A 21117-nucleotide genomic window follows, 5' to 3' on the forward strand; every position below is an offset into this window, starting at 1 on the left:
AGTAAGTTTTTATTTTTTATAAGTATAAATATTCTAATAAAATTTTTATTTAGGCTTTGAAATAGGTGAATTCGAAAAATCTGTTGCAGAATGTGCTCCAGCAGAATTTTTTCTAGTAATATTTGATTTTTTTATTAAAAAATTAGAATCAATTATTATTTTTTTTTCTTTTAAATATAAATTTTCAGAAATTTTTGTTATAGGTGCACTAGATTGATTTTGCTTCTCTGTAATTAAGATATCTTTTTTTTGTGATGTTAATAAAAAATTAGATTTTATAGTTTTTTGAATTTGATTATTATATTTTAAAGATTTTTTAATCAAATTTATTTCATTTTTTATTTTAAGAAAATTGAGTTTTTTAAATTGTTTGTTTTGTATTATTATTTTTTGTTTTTCTATTTCATTTAATTTTAATATTGGATATTTGATCCAAACTTTATTAAATGCTAGTTCTAATGAAAAAACTGAAGACATTATAATTATTGGAGATTTAAAAATATTCTCTTGTAAAAATTTTTTTTCTAAAGTATTTTTTTTTAATTTTTTAGAACTATTTAAAACATGATAGAACACAGAATTATCAATCGTATGATTATATTTATTGATTAACGTATTTTTAAAGGAAACACTTTTACTTGGATATTTCTTTTTTATATTAAAATTATTTATTTTATTTTTCTTGTTTATAAAAATGTTTAACTTTTGTTTTTTATTATTAAAAGAATTATTTTCTTTAATATCATTTGAATTTTGACTATCTAAATATTCTTTTTTATTTTTTTTATAAAAATAACTATCTTTTACTAATTTTACATTTTCATCTTTTAAAGATTCACTTTTTAAAGTTTTATCAAGAAAATTTAAATTAGTATTATAGTTTTCTTTTTGAGATTTATTTAAAGGTGGAGATTTTTTTTTAAACAATTCAGATAAAGACGATATATTTTTTTTACTTAAAGAATCCTGTTTTTTTTTTAAAAGAACGCTATTTTTATTTTGAAAAGTATTTTTTTTTAAAATTTCACTTGTAAGTAAAATATGTTTTATTAAAAATGAATTTTTTAACCAAGAAACTATTTTAAATATCAAATTATTATTTGATAATATGTTTAAAAAATTTTTATTCCAATTGTTTTTTTTTAAAATTTTTTCTCTGTCTTTTTTTATTTTTCTAGAATTATGTTTAGATGTATTAAAATTATTTAAATTTAATTTTTCTTTTTTCTTTTTTTCTAAGATATTGTCTTTTAAAATATGTGTAATTTTACTCTTTCGAAAATTATAAAGACCATAACTAGTAGAATTTATATTTTCACCTCTTTTAACTCTAGAAACAGAATAATGAGGGGTTTTCATTTTTTTGCTAGGAACAATAATTGTTTTTCCACCACCTTGACGTTTTTCTATAGCATGTACTGCATCTCTTTTTTCATTTAACAAATAACAAGCTATTTCTATAGGAACTATAGCATGTACCTCATGTGTATTTTCTTTCAAAGCTTCTTCTTCAATCAAACGCAAAATAGATAAAGATAAAGATTCATTGTCTCTAATAGTTCCTGTTCCTGTACATCTTGGACAAACATGATGACTAGATTCACTTAAAGATGAACTTAATCTTTGTCGTGACATTTCTAATAAACCAAATTTAGAAATTTGACCGATTTGAATTCGAGCTCTATCTTCGCGTGCAATCTCACGTAACCTATTTTCAATAGCTCGTTGATGACTAATAGGAGTCATGTCTATAAAATCAATTACTATTAATCCACCTAAATCTCGTAGACGTAATTGACGAGAAATTTCATCTACTGCTTCAAGATTTGTATTAAAAGCAGTAGATTCAATATCTACACCACTTGTAGAACGAGAGGAGTTAATATCAATCGCGGTTAAAGCTTCTGTACTATCCAACATAATTGATCCCCCAGAAGGTAGTCGTACTTTCCTCTGAAAGGCAGAATCTATTTGTGTTTCAATTTGAAAATAACTAAATAGTGGAACAGATCCAGTATATAGTTTGATTTTATTAATAAAATCTGGTCTACCTAAAAAGGTTATATGTGAACGAGCTAAATCTAATATTTTAGGATTGTCAATTAAAATCTCTCCAATATCCTGACGTAAATAATCACGAAAAGCACGTACAATAACGTTACTCTCTTGATGAATTAAAAACGGTGCGGGGCGTTTTTTTGCTACTTTTTGAATTGTATCCCAGTGTTTTAATCTTAGTGATAAATCCCATCGTAATGATTCTATAGATTTTCCTGCTCCAGCAGTACGCACTATTATACTCATATCTTCAGGTAACTTTAATGATACTAATAATTCTTTTAATATCATTCTATCATTACCTTCAATTCTTCGTGATATACCATCAGACTTAGGATTATTCGGCATTAGTACTAAATAACTTCCTGCTAAACTAATAAAAGTAGTTAAAGCTGCACCTTTTGTACCTCTTTCTTCCTTATTTATTTGAACAATTACTTCTTGTCCTTCTTGTAAAATATCTTTAATGTTAAAACGTAAACTATGAATGTAATGTTTTGGAAAATAATTTTTAGATATTTCCTTTAATGGTAAAAATCCATGTTTTTCTTCACCATAATCTACAAAAGCTGCTTCTAAACTGGGTTCAATACGAGAAATTTTTCCTTTATATATATTTGATTTTTTTTGTTCTGATCCCAAAGTTTCTATATCAAGATCATATAAGCGTTGACCATCAACAAGGGCTACGCGCAACTCTTCCTGCTGAGTTGCATTAATTAACATTCTTTTCATTGTAACTTTTTCTCTCTTATTTTTATAAATAAGTAAATACATCAACAGGAAATATAAATCAGTAAAAAATTAATTTCTTATTATAATAATATGACTTCTATTTGAAATACCTATAAAAATAAGTTTTTTATAAAAAAATTTAACATAAAAAGAAGTTTAAATATAAATATATAAAAAAACTTAATGTATATAAATAAAACTGATATATTTAAAAATATCAAAATCATTATCTTCACTACTATATTTAATAGTGAATAATTTAATTAATATATTTATATAAATAATTATATTATAATAAATAAAAATTAAAAAAATTACTTTAAAATAGAGATTTTTTTAATGAAACATAAAATACTGCCTATATCTATTATATATATTAATGAAGATATGATAAACCAACGATTAGATAATTTTATGCATAGTAAATTTAAAAATCTACCTAAAAGTATGATTTATCGTATTATAAGAACCGGTAAGATTCGAGTTAATAAAAAAAGAATCAAGCCGTGTTATAAATTAAAATTAGGAGATATGCTTAAAATTCCACCAATAAAAATCTCAAATAATATAAAAAAAACTTTACCTTCCTTAAATCAAAATAAAAATTTACTGCATAGTATTATATATGAAGATAATGATCTATTGATTATCAATAAACCTTCAGGAATTGCAGTACATGGTGGTAGCGGATTAAATTTTGGAGTTATTGAATACTTTCGAAAACTACGTCCACTAGAAAAGTTTCTAGAACTTGTACATCGTATTGATCGTGAAACATCAGGTGTATTAATATTAGCAAAAAAACGTTTGTCTTTAATATCTTTGCATAAACAACTAAGAGAAAAAAAAATCAAAAAAAAATATATAGCATTAGTACATGGTTTATGGCCTTTTAAAATAAAAAAAATTTCAGAACCATTATTAAGACTTAAATCACAAAATACACAAAAAAAAGTATTAATTAATCCACTTGGAAAGCCTTCAGAAACTTTTTTTAAAATAAAACAAACATTTTCTTCTTCAACATTGTTATCAATTATCCCAAAAACTGGTCGAACACATCAAATTCGAGCACATACTTCATATATAGGGCATCCCATATGTTTTGATAAAAGATATGGAAAAAATAATTTAGATATAAGCATAAAAAATAAAATAAATATTAATAGACTTTTACTACATTCTAGTGAAATAAATTTTATTCATCCAAAAAATAAAAAAAAAATATGCATACAAGCTCCATTAGACAAAGCATTTAAAAATTATTTAAAAAATATGATCTAATCGATTTGATAAAATTTAATGTAAAAAAGAAATTTTTATATTAAAATAATTTTTCTAAAACATTTAATGGAAAAACATATATGGCTGTTCAAAAAAATAAACCTACTCGTTCTAAAAGGGGAATGAGACGTTCTCATGATTTTTTAGTAGAACCAAAATTATCCATAGATAAACTTTGTGGAGAAACACATATTCGACATCATATTACTTCTAACGGTTATTATAAAGGTAAAAAGATAATTTAAAAAAATTAAAAAATGGTGCTTGTAAAAAAGTACCATTTATAAAATATATAAGAAATATTAAATTCAATTTAACCTTTTTTAACAACATATATTTTTATTAAAAACGTTTTTTGTAAAATAAAAAAACAACATTTTTAAAAAATTTTTATATTTTAATAAGCAAAATATTAATATTTTAAAATACTTTTTATAATATCTAAAAATATTTAAAAAATTAACATAGATTGTATCTGAAAATCATTAGACATAACTTTTTATGTTTTATATCATAAATTTTTTTTAAATAATACAGAACTAAAAAATTAGGTAATTATAATGTATTCATTTGCAATGTTATTTCCAGGACAAGGCTCACAATATATAGGTATGTTATCTTCTTTCTTTTACAAAAATGATAATATTATTAAACAGACTTTTAAAGAAGCATCACATTACATTAAGTATGATCTACTTAAATTGATAACAGAAGGACCAAAAGAAAAACTAAATCAAAATAAATATACACAAGCAGCCATATTAACTTCATCAGTTTCAATTTATCGACTTTGGAATAGTAAAAATGGAATATCTCCATTATTAATGTCAGGACACAGTCTTGGTGAATATTCCGCTTTAGTATGCTCTAATGCAATGAAGTTTTCTGATGCATTAAAAATTGTTTTTTTACGTGGCAAATTAATGGAAAAGACTAGTATAAATCGTCCTGCCTTAATGAATGCAATAATTGGTATAGATAAAAAAATAGTTCAAACTGCTTGTGCAATATATTCAAAAAAACAAGTAGTATCTCTAGCTAGTATAAATTCTCATGATCAAATTGTAATATCAGGAGATAAAAACGCTGTATACAAAACCAGTTTAAAATGTAAAAAATTTGGTGCTAAAAATATATTTAACTTAAATATTAACATAGCTGCTCATTCTGAACTAATGAAACCAATATGTGAAAAGTTAAACAAAATATTAAAAGTTACCGTTATACGTCCACCAAAAATCCCAATAATCAATAATGTTGATGTAAAATTTGAAAATACTGGCAAAAAAATTAAAAATGCCTTAATTAGACAAATTTATAGTACTGTAAGATGGCAAGAAATTATAAATTTAATAGAACTAAAAAAAATTTTTATGATATTAGAAGTAGGACCTAATAAAATTTTAACCAATTTAAATAAAAAAAATAAAAATTTTATTTCATTTAGTACAAATAATTTAAAAAATTTTCTAATAGCATTTAAAAAAATTAACAAAGGAAGTTATGAAAAAAAACAAAAAAACGGCATTAATTACAGGGGCTAATCGCGGAATAGGAAAAGCAATTGCAGAAGAATTCGTAAAAAAGGGAATTCAAATAATTGGAACCTCAACAACTCAGAATGGAGTTAATATAATTAATAAATATTTAAAAGAAAATGGATTTGGTTTAGTTTTAAATTTAAATAACACTGATTCTATCATACAAAATATTAAAAATATTTCTAAAAAATATTCTATTGATATATTAATTAATAATGCTGGTATTAAAAAAGATAATTTATTAATAAAAATGACTGATAAAGATTGGAATGATGTTATTAAAACTAATTTAACATCAATCTTTCATCTCATAAAATATGTTCTTCAATCCATGATAAAAAAAAGATATGGTCGAATTATTACTATTAGTTCTATAATTGGTTATACAGGCAATAAAGGACAAGTGAATTACAGTGCTTCGAAGTCAGGACTTATAGGATTTCATAAATCATTAGCTTTAGAAGTTGCATCAAAAGGTATTACTGTAAATATAGTTTCACCGGGATTTATTAAAACAGATTTTATAAAAACGTTAAATTTGATGCAATATCAAAAATATTTATCTCAAATACCTATGCAAAGATTAGGATATGCTAAAGAAGTAGCTAATGCTGTTATGTTTTTAGCTTCAGAGAAATCATCATATATTACTGGACATACATTACATGTAAATGGCGGCATGTTTATGATATAATACCTAAAAGACTATAATAATTATATTTAAAAAATAATAGAGACCATAAAAATGAAAAATGTTGAAAAACGTATAAAAAAAATCATAACTGATAAATTAGATATTAAAGAAGAAAACATCATTAATAAATCTTCTTTTACAGAAGATCTGGGTGCAGATTCACTTGATATAGTAGAATTAATTATGGCATTAGAAGAAGAGTTTGATATTGAAATTTCAGATGAGGATGCTGAAAAAATCAGTACTATACAAGAATCTATTGATTATATTAAATCTCGTTTTCAAAAATAAATAATGCAAAAAAACAAATTTATTGTAATTGAAGGATTGGAAGGTGCAGGTAAAACTAACGCCTGTATATGTATAAAAAAAATATTAAATCAATATAATATTAAAAATATAATATTAGTACGACAGCCAGGTAGTACACCTATTGCAGAAGAAATAAGAAAATTAATACAAAAAAAATTTGATACAGATAATTTTATAAAAGAAACTGAATTATTATTAATGTATGCAGCAAGAATCCAATTAATTGAAACAATAATAAAACCTGCATTAAAAAATGGAAAATGGGTTATTTGTGATCGTCATGATTTATCTTCTTTAGCTTATCAAGGTGGAGGATTAGGGATTAAAAAAACAATAATCACTCAATTAAAAAATTTATTTTTAAAAGATTTTATTCCTGATTTAACGATTTATTTAGATATATCTCCAAAAATAGGATTAAAAAGAGCACTTAAGCGAAGTCCTTTAGATCAAATTGAAAATAGATCTTTAAATTTCTTTAAAAAAGCTAGAAAAATTTACTTAAAAAACATCAAACTAAATCAAAAAATTATAAAAATTAATGCTAATTTAGATTTAAAAACTGTAACGAAAAACATTACAAAAAAAATGTCAAATTGGCTACATAAGCAAGTTATATGAACTTATATCCTTGGTTAATGAAACCATATAAAAATATTATTTACCAATATCAAATAAAAAAAGCCCATCATGCTCTTCTTATAAAAACTGAAAAAGGAATAGGAGTATCTAATTTAATTTGGTATATCAGTAAATGGTTGTTGTGTCTTAAACCTATAGGAATAAACTGTTGTAATGAATGTCATGGATGTAAATTAATGGTTGCTCGAAATCATCCAGATTGGCATTACCTAAAAAATAACACATTTAATATTAATGATATAAGAATAATCAATGAAAAAATATTCAAACATCCACAACAAGGTGGAAATAAAATTATTTTTTTATCAAATATTGAAAACTTAACACCATATGCAGTAAATGCTTTTTTAAAAACATTAGAAGAACCTCCAAAAAATACTTGGTTTTTTCTTATAAGTTATAATCATGTTAATTTACATTTAACTTTAAATAGCCGTTGTCTTTTATACAAAATATTTATTCCAAAAGAAAAAGACAGTATAAAATGGTTGAAAAAAAAAACATTTAAGAAAAATAGATCATGTTTAACTGCATTAAGAATCAATCAAGGTTCACCTATATCTGCAAAAAAATTTATTAATGAAGAAGTATGGATAGAAAGAGAAAATTTTTATAAATGTTTATTTAATGCTTTTAAAAATAAAAATATGTTAAAAATATTAAAAATTTTAAATAAAAAAAATAGCACAATTAAAATAAACTGGATATGCTCATTATTATTTGATTCTATTAAGTTCAATTTTAGTAAAGAAAAATATTTAACTAATATTGATCAAATAGCACTTATTCAATTTATTTCTTATAATTATACTAATTCTATTTTGGACATTAGTATCCGCACTTGGATGCAATGCAGATATAGACTATTAAATATACCTGGAATAAATTATGAGTTATTATTAACGGAACAACTACTCAGATGGGAACAAATTTTACATTTTGTACTTTTAACTTAATTATGAAATTACTTATATAAAAGAGATAAAATAATGTTCTTAACTGATTCACACTGTCATATTGATAGATTAAATTATAATTTATTACATAAAAGTTTAGAAGATGTTTTAAATAAGTCTTATAAAAACCACGTAAAAAATTTACTAGCAGTATCAACTTCAATAAATAATTTTCATAAAATTCAAAAAATGTCACAAAAAAATAAAAATATTTATTATTCCTGTGGTATTCATCCCTTAAATTGCAAAAAAGAATTAAAAAATTTTCATACATTAGAAATTATATCTAAAAAAATAGAAGAACAATCTTATCTAAAAAATGTAGTGGCATTAGGTGAATCTGGTTTAGATTATTACCACTCAATAGAAAATAAAAACATTCAAAAAGATTTTTTTCGTGAACATATCAGAATTGCAATAAAAGTAAAAAAACCAATTATAGTACATTCTCGTAATGCTATAAATGATACTATAAAAATACTAAAAGAAGAAAATGCACAAGACTGTAAAGGAGTATTACATTCTTTTACTGAAAACTATGATTCAGCATATAAATTATTAGATATAGGTTTTTATATTTCTATTTCTGGAATTATTACTTTTAAAAATGCTATACAATTAAAAAATACAATAAAAAAAATACCATTAGAACGTTTATTAATAGAAACAGATTCACCATATTTATCACCAGAACCACATCGAGGATTAGAAAATCAACCTGCATATTTATTTAATACAGCACAATGCATTTCTTCATTAATGAAAACAGATATAAAAATACTAGCAAATATTACAACAAAAAATTTTCGTAGATTATTTAATATAAAAAATATAAATATATAAAAAACTTTTTAATTATTATTTTTTTAAATATGAAAACGTTTATTCAAAAATAAAGTATATATGTTATTCATTTTGAATTTTTATATATATTTAGGAGTCTTTCAACGTGTTTAAAAATGTATTTGCAAACCTTCAAAAAGTTGGTAAATCACTTATGTTACCTGTTTCAGTATTACCTATTGCAGGAATACTTTTAGGAATAGGATCTGCACATCTTAGCTTGTTACCGGATATTGTTTCTCAACTTATGGCTCAAACAGGAGGATCTGTTTTTAGTAACATGCCTTTAATTTTTGCAATTGGAGTTGCTCTTGGTTTTACTAAAAATGATGGTGTTGCAGCATTAGCCGCTGTCGTTTCTTATGGTATTTTAATTAAAACAATGTCAGTAATCGAACCAATAGTTTTAGATACAACTATTGATATCATAAAAGATAAACATCTTTCTGATACTGGTATATTAGGAGGGATTATTGCAGGTGCAATTTCATCATATATGTTTAATAAATTTTATCGTATTCAATTACCTGAATATTTAGGTTTTTTTTCTGGAAAAAGATTTATTCCTATAATTTCAGGATTATCTACGATATTAATAGGTTCAATATTATCTATAATATGGCCTCCTATTGGACATGAAATTCAAATTTTTTCTCAATGGGCTGCTTATCAAAATCCTATTCTTGCTTTTGCTCTTTATGGTTTAGTAGAAAGAGCTTTAGTGCCATTTGGATTACATCATATATGGAATGTTCCATTTCAAATGCAAATTGGAGAATATACTAATGCTGCAGGACAAGTTTTTCATGGAGATATTGCTAGGTATATGGCGGGTGATTCTACAGCTGGAAATTTATCAGGGGGATTTATCTTTAAAATGTATGGTCTTCCTGGGGCAGCATTAGCCATTTGGCATTCGGCGAGAAAAGAACACAAGGCTAAAATAGGTAGTATTATGATCTCTTCAGCTTTAACTGCATTTTTAACAGGAATTACCGAGCCAATTGAATTTTCATTTATTATTGTTGCACCTGTTTTATATTTTATACATGCTATTTTAGCTGGATTATCTTTTCCTCTTTGCATTTTTTTAGATATGCGCGCAGGAACTAGTTTTTCACATGGTTTTATAGATTTTTTAGTATTAAGTGGAAATAGTAATCATATACTTTTCTTTCCTGTTATTGGAATATTTTATGGATTTTTATATTATATTATATTTTATTTATTAATTATTAGTTTTAATTTACAAACACCAGGAAGAGAAAAAATTCAAAATAATACATTATTAAAAAATAATATTGAAATTGCACCATATATTATTAAAGCGCTCGGTGGAAAAAACAATATCAAGAATTTAGATGCATGTATTACTAGACTGAGAATTACTGTATTAGACATATCTAAAGTTAAACAAAATGATTTAAAAGATCTTGGTGCAGCAGGAATAATTATTTCAGGATCAGGTATACAAGCTGTTTTTGGTACTAGATCTGAAAACATTAAAACAGCCATCGAAGAACATATAAAAAATATATAAAAAAATTATTTTAAAATAAAATATAAATTTTAAGTTTTAAAGGATTGAAATCATGTCAAACGATTCAATTTTTAAAAAAATTATTGAAAAAAAAATACCAGCAAATATTATTTATGAAGATGAAATAGTAACTGCTTTTAAAGACATAAAACCTAAAGCTCCAATACATATATTAGTCATACCTAATATCCTAATTGCTTCATCAAATGATATTAATAAAAAAAACAAAGATATTTTAGGACATATGTTTTATGTTGCTGTTAATATTGCAAAACAAAAAAAAATTAATAAAGAAGGATATAGAATAATTGTTAATTGTAATAAAAATGCAGGACAAGAAATAAATTATCTTCATATGCATTTATTAGGAGGTAAAAAATTAAATGCACTGTAATATAAAAAAATTAATTTATTTTTAAATTTAAGGAAAAAATTTTATTAAAAATTTAATGTCTATATTTTTTATTGTTATCTTTATCAATAGTTGTTCTATTTTAAAAAAAATAGAAAAAAATTCAACAAAAGAAAAAAATTCAGAATTTCTTTTTTTAGATTTTGATACTGCAGCAGAAAATATTATTTTAGAAATCTTAAAATCAAAAAATGTATTTATTTCTAATAATACATTATTTTTTGTTAATTTTTTAAAAAACAATACAAATACTATTATAGATAAAAAAAAATTAACAAATATTATAAAAAATAAAATTTCTAAAAATACTAATAAAGTGAATTTTATTACAAACGAAATAATCGATAAAGATAAAAAAAAACTAGGTTTATTAAATATAAAAAATTTAATTAACACGAGTACTGCAATATTGTTGTCTCGTAATAATCATGCAAAATATTATTTAGAAAGTTATATTTCCGGAAATAAAGAGCCTTTTTTTTTAACGTTAAAATTAATATTAGTTAAAACAGGAGAAATAATATTTCTAAAAACAGAAAAATTTTATTTATGAAAACAAAAATTTTTTATTTAAAAAATACATGTATTTATAGAAAATCATTTTTTTAATAAGAGTAGCGCTTTCTACTGAAGATTATATAAATTTATCATACATAATACTATTTTTAGTATAAAAAATAGATTTTTCTATTTACAAATCAGTAGAAAGTTCTAACTCTTAATTATTACAATACTATATGAAATTGATTTTAAAAAATATATATTTTAAAAATATTAAAATTGATAAACAACTCCAGCACCAATAATATTATCTGTAGGAATATTATTTTCTTTAATAAATTTATTACTACTCTTTAATAAATTAATTTTATAATTCATATATGTAGAAATATTTTTATTGAATTCATAACGAGTAGAAATATTTATTTGTTTTGCTAATTCCCAAGTATTTTGATCAAAATTATCTTGTTTTATATTTGAATTTTGTCCTTTAGAATCTAAATAACTTAAAGAAGGATAAAAACCAGAATGAAAATTATACTCTGCAATTGCTTCAATATTTTCTATTTTATTTATATATGATTCACTAGATGGATCATTGTTTTTATCATTCACATTAAATGGTTTTAAATTACTACCTGCACCATAAAAAGCGGCAATATATATATCATTTGCATCATATTTAAAACCTAATCCATATGCATTTATAGAAGGAATTTTTTCATTTTTTTCTTTGTCATTATATTTAGATCTTTCAGAAGAAAAACAAGAACCAATAGCAGTTAATCCCACATCAGTTTCATATTTTAAAGATGCTCCCCAAGTGGAACTATTTTCTTGATTAACAATTTTGTTCTTAGATTCATCTTTATATTGTAATGCAAAACTAATTCCGTCAAACAAACCAAAAATATTATTATTTCTATAAGTAAGAAGACTATTATTTCTACCTATCATATAGGAATCATTATTATTAAAAGCACTATTTTTGGTAATATATGGTGTGTGATTTGTTAAAGATTCTACATCATGAAAAATACCATAGTTACGACCATAATCTATTGAACCCCAATTTCCATATTTAAAACCTGCATAACCCAAACGTACAGTATTTGATTCTTGTTTATTATTAACTGTATCTTCTGGTGAAAAAAAATCAGTTTTATATTCAACGGTAGCATAACTAAAAAGTTCATCAGTAATATTTATTTTTCCTGATAAACCTAGAATAGCATTTGTACTATCATTATGCGATTCAATTTTTTTTGATAAAAATTTATGAGAAAATTCATGATTAGGATTAAGACTACCATATAATTCTAGTTTATTACCATTTTTGTTAAAAATATCTACAGCATTAACTCCATTACTAGCAGATAATAATAATGGTATTGCAATTGCTAAGGATTTACGATTTATCATAATTTTTTATATTACCTTTTTAATGAATATATAAATTATATATCAATGTATACTTTAATAAAAAATAACAGTTATTTTTTTTTATATAAAAATTAATATAATAAAATGCTTTCTGAATAAATATTAAAAATTTTTTTAGAAATTAGAATTATTAACAGTACGAGGAAATGGAACAACATCTCTTATATTTGAAATTCCTGTAATATAAGAAATTAATCTTTCAAAACCCATCCCAAATCCTGAATGTGGCACTGTACCATATTTACGAAGATCTCTATACCACCAATAATTTTCTTTTTTTAATCCTAATTCTAATAAACGTTTATCTAAAACTTCAATACGTTCTTCACGTTGAGAGCCACCTATCAATTCTCCAATATTTGGAACTAATAAATCTATTGCTGCAACAGTTTTGTTATCATCATTTAATCTCATATAAAATGCTTTCAATTTTTTTGGATAATTTTTTATTATAACAGGAATTTTAAAATATTTTTCTACAAGAAAACGTTCATGTTCAGAAGATAAATCAACACCAAAAAACACAGATTTTTCAAATTTAATTCTAGAATCAAGTAAAATATTTATGGCTTCTATATAATCTATACGTATAAAATCTAATAGTACAACTTTATTTAAACGATTAATGATATCAGCATCAATATGCTTTTTAAGAAAATTAATATCTTCAATACAATTTTTTAAAAGAGATTTACAAATATATTTTAACATATGTTCAGCAAAATCTGATATATCATTTAAATCAGTAAAAGCTGATTCTACTTCTAACATCCAAAATTCTGCTAAATGACGACTAGTATTAGAATTTTCAGCACGAAAAGTAGGGCCGAAACTATAAACTTTCGATAAAGAACAAGCATATGTTTCTAAATTTAGTTGTCCCGAAACAGTTAAAAAAGATTCTTTTCCAAAAAAATCTTTTTTAAAATCAACGGATCCATCTTTTTTTTTAGGAATATTGTGCATATCTAAAGTTGAAATCCGAAACATTTCTCCGGCACCTTCAGTATTTAGTCCGGTAATAATAGGAGTTGGTATCCAATAATAATTTTTTTTATAAAAAAAATTATGTAAAGATTGTAAAATACAATTTCTTATCCGAACTATTACTCCTATTAAATTCGTTCTAGGTCTTAAATGAGAAACTTCTCTCAAATATTCTAAACTATGTTTTTTAGCAGATATAGGATAAGTATCTGGTTGTTTAATCCAACCTAAAACTTTAATTTTTTTTGCTTGAATTTCATATTTTTGTTTATTACCAATAGAGAGTATTAAAATTCCACTAAGTGTCACAGAACATCCAATAGTTAGATGCAAGATTTCTTCATAATAATTAGATAAAGTATTATTAGCAATTACTTGAACAGAATAAAAGCATGAACCATCATAAATTGTAATAAAAGAAAAGCCTGATTTTGAATCTCTGCGGCTTCGAACCCATCCAGATACAGTAATTAAACTATTAACGATAATATCATTTTTATATATATCTGATATCGATACTGTATTCATAAAAACTTTCCTTTTATACTTGTCTTATTTAAAATAAAAAAATAAAAAATATTTTTTAAAATAGTGTGTTAATAAACTTTTATCACAAATTATAAGTATATTATAAACCTTTTTATATATTACCTATTATTTAATGATACGTTAAAAACTTTACACAAATTTCTTAAAAACTTTTTATCTAAACAAAAAGTTTTTCCTGGACTATCAGATAATTTAGCAACAGGTCTTCCATTACATTTTACTAATTTTATTACTATATTTAGCGGCTTTACATAAGGAATATCACATGTTAATTTTGTGCCTATACCAAAAACAACATTAATTCTATGGTTAAATTTTTGATAAAGAGATATAATCTTTTTAAGATTTAAATTATCTGAAAATAATAATGTTTTAGTACTAGGATCGATACCTAACTTTTCATAATGTTTAAGAGCTTTTTCTCCCCATTTTACTGGATCTCCTGAGTCGTGTCTGATTCCTTGGTATGAAGAAGTAAAATAAAAGTCAAAATCACGTAAAAAAGAATCCATATTAATAGAATCTGTAAGTGCTATACTTAAATAATTTTTATATTGATACAACCATGTTTTTAAAGCTAAAGTCTGACTTTCTTTTAAATTTGAACTAATTTGTTGATGTGCTTGAAACCACTCATGAGCTTGAGTTCCTACTGGTGATAATTTTAGTATACGAGATATATGATAATTACTCGAACCTATTAAAAAAGGAAATTTTTCTTTTAATCTTTTAATAACTGAATATTGCACATCATAAGAAAATCTTCTTCTTGTTCCAAAATCAACAATTTTTAAACGAGATAAATCTATATGTTTAGTGAAATTAAAAAATTTCATTAATTTATAATCTAAATGTTTTATAGCAGTTTTAGAAGTAATGTCTGGAGAAAAATTTCTATGAAACAGTTCACTAATTAGTGCTAAAATTGGCACTTCCCATAATATTACTTCTTTCCATAAACCACTTATACGAATATTTAACTGACCTTGATGATTATGAATTTTTACTTGAGAAATATTATAACGAAAATTTCTTAACCAATGTAAATATTCTTGTTTAAAAAATGGAAAAGAATTCATATAAACATATTCTTCATCACTTAAAGATAAAAATTTCATCATATTGATCTGTTCTAATAAAGCATCAGAATAACAACCTAAAACATTCTCTCCCCTACAAACAAATTCAGCTATTACCTCTACATTTTTATAATTACAAAACACAGCTTGTTGCATATAAAATTTATATGCGTCAGTATCAAGAAGTGTTTTTACTATTGGATAATCGTATCGTTTCATAGTATATTCTAATTATCTATTATACTTATTTGCTATTTCATATATCTATAAAAACTGTATGTTAATTTATGTTCTAATAAATAAAATTAATTTCTTATTTAAAAATATAACATAAATAAAAAAGTTATCACAAAGAAATAATATTTTTCTAATCAGATAAATAGTTTGTAGATACAAAATATTTCAATTTATTTAATTTATAAAATTTTTTTATAAGTTTTTATATCATCTTAATTTAAGTTAAAGAGGAATTATAATGTTTTATTATTTCATTCGTAAACTATTATTTTTATTAGATCCAGAAAAAGCTCATACTTTAGTATTCAAATACCTTAATTCTAAAAAAGTTCAATTAATAAGAGATTTTTTTTTACATATGAAATTCCATCAAAAAAAATTAAATGTATGGGATTAACATTTAAAAACAGATTAGGAGCAGCAGCTGGGATAGATAAAAATGGAGAATATATAACTTGTTTATCAAGAATGGGTTTTGGTTTTATTGAAGTTGGTACTGTTACTCCTTTACCTCAATACGGCAATCCTAAACCCAGAATGTTTAGAATTCCTTCAAAAGAAGCTATAATTAATAGAATGGGATTTAATAATTTAGGTATAGATAATTTGATTAGAAATATAAAAAAATCTAATTTTAAGGGAGTTATAGGTGTAAATATTGGAAAAAATAAAGATACGAGTATGAACAATGCAATTAATGATTATTTAATATGTATAGAAAAAATTTATCTTTACGCTAGTTATATTGCTATTAATATTTCATCTCCAAATACTATTAATTTAAGAAAATTACAACATGGAATTATTTTTGAAAATTTATTATATCATGTAAAAAAAAAGCAAAAAGAATTAAATAAAAGGTATTTAAAATATGTTCCAATAGCTATTAAAATTTCACCGGATCTTTCAAAAAAAGAATTATTGCAAATTTCAAAAAAATTAATTCAATACGAAATAGATGCAGTTATTGCGACTAATACAACATTAAATCACTCATCAATGTTTAATTTGAAAAATAATGTTCAAAAAGGAGGCTTAAGTGGATTACCTTTACAAAAAAAAAGTACTAATATAATTTCAATATTATCAGAACATTTAAAAAAGCAAATTCCTATTATTGGAGTAGGTGGAATCAATTCAATTCATGCAGCACAAGAAAAAATAGAATCAGGAGCTACTTTAATACAAATTTATTCTGGATTAATATATCATGGTCCGAAACTTATTAGAAAAATCATCCAAAACATATAAAAATTTTTATTTATATCTATTGAAAAAATATTTATATATATCCAATTTCATGTTGGATATTTATTAATAAATTTTATATAAATATACAAAAAAAGTATGTAATATACTATTTGATTAAATCAATTATAAAAAATTAAAATGAACTGTTTATTTGCAAGTACAAATTTTGGAACTGAAAATTTATTAGAACAAGAACTGTTAGATATAGGAGTTAAAATTTTAAATGTAAAACGTGGAGGAATTTACTATGAAGCAAATGAATTATTATTGTATCAAAGTTTAATGTGGAGTCGTATTGCATCACGAATTTTTTTATATATAAAAAAATTTAGAATCAATAATATCAAGGACCTTTATAATAATATATATGATATTAATTGGACTGAATTTTTTAATGTAAACAATACTTTTATGATAAATTGTAAAGGAACTAATAATATTGTTCGTAATAGTTTATTTGGATCTTTAATAGTAAAAGATGCCATTGTTGATCAATTTAATAAAAAATATGGTTGTCGTCCAAATGTTGATCGTATTTCTCCTAATATTAGAATAAAAGTATTAATATCAAATAAAAATATAATGCATGTTATGTTAGATTTAAGTGGTGATGCTTTATATAAAAGAGGTTATCGTCAATTTTGTCATTCCACTCCTATTAAAGAAAATTTAGCTTCAGCAATAGTATTAAATTCAGGATGGATAAAAAATACTCCTATAATAGATCCTATGTGTGGATCAGGGACATTATTAATTGAAGCAGCAATGATGTCGTGTGATAAAGCACCTGGATTAAACAGAGTAAAATGGGGTTTTAAATTCTGGAAAAAATATAATAAAAGTTTATGGGAAAATGTATTCGAAACTGCACAAAAAAGATTTCAAATAGGATTACAAAAATGTTCTAAAAATTATTTTATAGGATACGATTACAATGCTGAAATTATAGAAAAAGCCAAAATAAACACATCAAATGCAGGATTATCAAACATTATTCAATTTTTCACAAAAAACTTAAACAATTTAAAAAATACTTATAATAAAAAAGAATTTGGAATATTATTAAGCAATCCGCCATATGGAGAAAGAGAACAAACAGAAAGTCAACTAGTTGGATTATATGTACAATTAAGTATGATATCAAAAAAATATTTTAAAAACTGGCAATTATCAGTCTTTAGTTCATCAAATTTTTTGTTAAATTTTTTACAAATGCAATCACATAAAGAATATATTTTAAGAAATGGTGCATTAAATTGTACTCAAAAAAACTATAAAATTTTCTTACATTCTTCTATTACTGAAAGTGATGAATTTCAAAATAGATTAACTAAAAACTTTAAAAAATTAAATAATTGGACACAACAAGAAAACATAGAATGTTTTCGTGTATACAATGCTGATTTACCAAATTATAATATAATAATAGATATTTATAAAAAATGGATAGTTCTTCAAGAATATAAAGCTCCTAAAATAATAAATTATAAAAAAGCACATAAAAGATTATGTAATGCTATTTATCATACTAAAGAAATATTATCTATTAATATTAATAATATAATATTAAAAATTAGACAAAAAAATAAAAATAAAACACAATATCAAAAATTATTTAATCAAAATAATTTTATAGAAATAAAAGAACATCATGCAAAATTTTTAGTAAATTTAACAGACTATTTAGATACTGGATTGTTTTTAGAAAAACGACTAATAAGAAAATTAATAGGAAAAATGTCTAAGGGAAAAGATTTTTTAAATTTATTTTCATATACTGGAACTGCAACTGTTTATGCTGGATTAGGAAATGCAAATAGTACAACTAGCATAGATATATCTAATACTTATATACAGTGGTCTATACGAAATATGTCTATTAATAATTTATCTGGTTCTAAACATAATTTTATTCAAACAAATTGTTTGAATTGGATAAAAACAACTAAAAAAAAATTTGATCTTATATTTATTAATCCACCTACTTTTTCAAATTCAAAAAAAATGAATAAATCCTTTGAATTAAAAAGAGATTTTTTTCATCTTATTAAAGATTTAAAAAGAATTTTACGTCAAGACGGTAATATTATTTTTTCAAGTTCTACACATAATTTTAAAATTAACTTAGATGTTCTTGATAAAATAAAATTATATGCAAAGAATATTACAAAAAAAACTCAATCTAAAGATTATATAAACGATTCAAAAATTTACCATTCCTGGATAATTAAACATTCTCAACAAATTCAAGGATAGAAAATTTATGTCTCTTGTTAGTATTCAAAACGCTTATTTATCTTTTAGCAATTTAGAAATTTTAAAAAATAGTACATTTTATATTAATAAACGTGAAAGAATATGTTTAATTGGTAAAAATGGAGCTGGAAAATCTACTGTTTTAAAAATTATCAATCAAGCACAAGATTTAGATAACGGGAAAATTTTTTATAAAAAAAACATAAAAATATCTTATTTAGAACAAAAAAATCCTAATAATGTTGATATTTCTATATATGATTTTATTAGTTTAGGACTAAACCAAGAAAATACAACAAGTAACAATGATATTATATTAAATACAAAAAAAATAAATATAAAAGATCATATAAAAATTATAAAAATAATCGAAATAATTCAACTAAAAAAAAATACTTTATTATCCGAACTATCTGGTGGTTTATTAAGAAAAGTGACTTTAAGTCGGGTGTTAATAGGACAACCTGATGTATTATTGTTAGATGAACCTACTAATCATTTAGATATAAAAACAGTAAAATGGTTAGAAAGTTTTTTAAATAAATTTCCTGGAAGTATATTATTTGTGTCACATGATAGAAATTTTATTCAAAATATATGCACACGTATTATAGATATTGATCGTGGGAAATTAGTTTCTTGGCCAGGAAATTATAAAAATTTTATCAAATTAAAAAATGAAAGTAATCGTATTGAGAAAACAAAAAAAAAAATATTCGATAAAAATTTAAAAAAAGAAGAAAAATGGATTAGAACAAGTGTTAAAGCACGTTCTACTCGAAATGAAGGAAGAGTTAAAAGTTTACAAATATTACGAAAAGAAAATGATAATTATCAGAAAATAGAACAATTAGGTAAAATTAAAATAAATGAATCTAAAAATTATTTAGGAAAAATTCTTTTTAAGTTAGAAAACGTAAACTTTTCTATAAATAATAAATTTATTATTAAAAATTTTTCATCAATAATTGAACACGGTGATAAATTAGGATTAATTGGAGATAATGGATGTGGAAAAAGTACAATGATTAAAATTCTCATGGGAGAAAAACAACCTCAAAAAGGAAAAATTTATAAAAATACAAGATTAAAAATATCTTATTTTGATCAAAATAGATCTTCTTTAGATCCAAACAAATCTATTATAGAAAATATGAATTATGGAAAAGAACAATATTTAATAAAATATTTAAATAATTTTCTTTTTAAACCTAATGAGTTAAAATCATTAGTAAAAACATTATCTGGTGGTCAATGCAACAGATTGTTATTAGCACAACTATTTTTACAACCAAGCAATGTTTTAATTCTTGACGAACCTACAAATGACTTAGATTTAGACAGTTTAGAATTATTAGAAAAAATTATTATTAATTACCAAGGAACTGTTTTAATAGTTAGTCATGATGAAAGTTTTATTCAAAATACCATAAAAAAATGTTGGAAATTTGAAAATGATGGAATAATTAATACTTATATTGGTAATTGTAACTCTTTTAAAAAAGAAAAAAAAATTTACAAAAAATTAAAAAATAAAAAAAATACTTTTTCTGTAAATATAATACAAAAAAAATTAAAAAAAGATTTAGATAATATGTTATTTAAAATAGAAAAAACAGAATTTCATATTAAAAAATTACAAAAAGAGATAAATCAAATAAATTTTTTTAAAAACAATTTAAAAGACAAATTACCAATATTAAAAGCTTTAACTGAAAAAGAAAAAGAACTAGAAACACAAATAATACATTGGGAAGATTTAGAAAAATCTATTATAAAATATAAAAATTAAAATTT

Annotated in this window: 17 protein-coding genes and 1 pseudogene; 14 read left to right on the forward strand and 4 right to left on the reverse strand. The window is 22.8% G+C overall.

Annotated elements, in window-relative coordinates; all coding sequences use genetic code 11:
- Positions 1 to 45 precede the first annotated feature (45 nt).
- The gene (gene rne, locus D9V66_RS01770; protein WP_158365736.1) at positions 46 to 2793 is read right to left on the reverse strand and encodes a ribonuclease E; all 2748 of its coding nucleotides are present in this window, start codon (positions 2791 to 2793) and stop codon (positions 46 to 48) included.
- A gap of 339 nt (positions 2794 to 3132) precedes the next feature.
- Between rne and rluC the strand changes: the two genes are divergently transcribed.
- The 11 genes from rluC (at position 3133) to D9V66_RS01825 (ending at position 11570) form a co-directional block, all read left to right on the forward strand.
- Positions 3133 to 4077, forward strand: a complete 945-nt coding sequence (gene rluC, locus D9V66_RS01775; RefSeq protein WP_158365737.1) for a 23S rRNA pseudouridine(955/2504/2580) synthase RluC — start codon at positions 3133 to 3135, stop codon at positions 4075 to 4077.
- A gap of 80 nt (positions 4078 to 4157) precedes the next feature.
- The gene (rpmF, locus tag D9V66_RS01780) at positions 4158 to 4322 is read left to right on the forward strand and encodes a 50S ribosomal protein L32 (RefSeq protein ID WP_158365738.1); all 165 of its coding nucleotides are present in this window, start codon (positions 4158 to 4160) and stop codon (positions 4320 to 4322) included.
- 315 nt (positions 4323 to 4637) lie between these two features.
- Complete coding sequence (gene fabD / locus D9V66_RS01785) at positions 4638 to 5621, forward strand: ACP S-malonyltransferase (protein ID WP_158365739.1); 984 nt, start codon at positions 4638 to 4640, stop codon at positions 5619 to 5621.
- Positions 5581 to 6312, forward strand: coding sequence for a 3-oxoacyl-[acyl-carrier-protein] reductase (fabG, locus tag D9V66_RS01790; RefSeq protein ID WP_158365740.1), 732 nt, complete (start codon positions 5581 to 5583; stop codon positions 6310 to 6312). Before fabD ends, fabG begins: the two co-directional genes overlap by 41 nt.
- Before the next feature lie 51 nt (positions 6313 to 6363).
- On the forward strand, positions 6364 to 6603 hold the full coding sequence (gene acpP, locus D9V66_RS01795) for an acyl carrier protein (protein WP_158365741.1): 240 nt from the start codon (positions 6364 to 6366) through the stop codon (positions 6601 to 6603).
- 3 nt (positions 6604 to 6606) lie between these two features.
- Entirely contained in the window at positions 6607 to 7245 is a 639-nt protein-coding gene (tmk, locus tag D9V66_RS01800) for a dTMP kinase (protein ID WP_158365742.1), read from the forward strand.
- Positions 7242 to 8222 (forward strand): DNA polymerase III subunit delta' C-terminal domain-containing protein, encoded by a 981-nt coding sequence (locus D9V66_RS01805; protein WP_158365743.1) that lies wholly within the window; start codon positions 7242 to 7244, stop codon positions 8220 to 8222. Before tmk ends, D9V66_RS01805 begins: the two co-directional genes overlap by 4 nt.
- 33 nt (positions 8223 to 8255) lie before the next feature.
- The gene (locus tag D9V66_RS01810) at positions 8256 to 9065 is read left to right on the forward strand and encodes a TatD family hydrolase (RefSeq protein WP_158365744.1); all 810 of its coding nucleotides are present in this window, start codon (positions 8256 to 8258) and stop codon (positions 9063 to 9065) included.
- Between the two features lie 106 nt (positions 9066 to 9171).
- Positions 9172 to 10605, forward strand: coding sequence for a PTS glucose transporter subunit IIBC (gene ptsG, locus D9V66_RS01815; protein ID WP_158365745.1), 1434 nt, complete (start codon positions 9172 to 9174; stop codon positions 10603 to 10605).
- 52 nt (positions 10606 to 10657) lie between these two features.
- A complete protein-coding gene (locus D9V66_RS01820) occupies positions 10658 to 10999 on the forward strand; it encodes a histidine triad nucleotide-binding protein (protein WP_158365746.1) in 342 nt (113 codons plus the stop codon).
- 55 nt (positions 11000 to 11054) lie between these two features.
- Entirely contained in the window at positions 11055 to 11570 is a 516-nt protein-coding gene (locus D9V66_RS01825; RefSeq protein WP_158365747.1) for a hypothetical protein, read from the forward strand.
- 221 nt (positions 11571 to 11791) lie between these two features.
- On the opposite strand, the gene D9V66_RS01830 is transcribed toward D9V66_RS01825, so the two are convergent.
- The 3 genes from D9V66_RS01830 to pncB form a co-directional block, all read right to left on the reverse strand.
- Positions 11792 to 12940, reverse strand: coding sequence for a porin (locus tag D9V66_RS01830; RefSeq protein ID WP_158365748.1), 1149 nt, complete (start codon positions 12938 to 12940; stop codon positions 11792 to 11794).
- 135 nt (positions 12941 to 13075) lie between these two features.
- Positions 13076 to 14476: an asparagine--tRNA ligase gene (gene asnS / locus D9V66_RS01835; RefSeq protein WP_158365749.1), complete on the reverse strand. Its 1401-nt coding sequence runs from the start codon at positions 14474 to 14476 to the stop codon at positions 13076 to 13078.
- A gap of 119 nt (positions 14477 to 14595) precedes the next feature.
- Entirely contained in the window at positions 14596 to 15795 is a 1200-nt protein-coding gene (gene pncB / locus D9V66_RS01840; protein WP_158365750.1) for a nicotinate phosphoribosyltransferase, read from the reverse strand.
- Positions 15796 to 16051: 256 nt separating this feature from the next.
- Here pncB and pyrD point away from each other — a divergent pair.
- The 3 genes and pseudogenes from pyrD (at position 16052) to D9V66_RS01860 (ending at position 21112) form a co-directional block, all read left to right on the forward strand.
- A pseudogene (gene pyrD, locus D9V66_RS01850) lies at positions 16052 to 17064 on the forward strand (quinone-dependent dihydroorotate dehydrogenase).
- 138 nt (positions 17065 to 17202) lie between these two features.
- Complete coding sequence (gene rlmKL / locus D9V66_RS01855) at positions 17203 to 19320, forward strand: bifunctional 23S rRNA (guanine(2069)-N(7))-methyltransferase RlmK/23S rRNA (guanine(2445)-N(2))-methyltransferase RlmL (protein ID WP_158365753.1); 2118 nt, start codon at positions 17203 to 17205, stop codon at positions 19318 to 19320.
- A gap of 7 nt (positions 19321 to 19327) precedes the next feature.
- Positions 19328 to 21112 (forward strand): ATP-binding cassette domain-containing protein, encoded by a 1785-nt coding sequence (locus D9V66_RS01860; RefSeq protein ID WP_158365754.1) that lies wholly within the window; start codon positions 19328 to 19330, stop codon positions 21110 to 21112.
- The last annotated feature ends 5 nt before the right edge of the window (positions 21113 to 21117 follow it).

This window comes from Buchnera aphidicola (Brevicoryne brassicae) (assembly GCF_005082825.1).
Taxonomy (GTDB): Bacteria; Pseudomonadota; Gammaproteobacteria; order Enterobacterales; family Enterobacteriaceae; genus Buchnera; species Buchnera aphidicola_AK.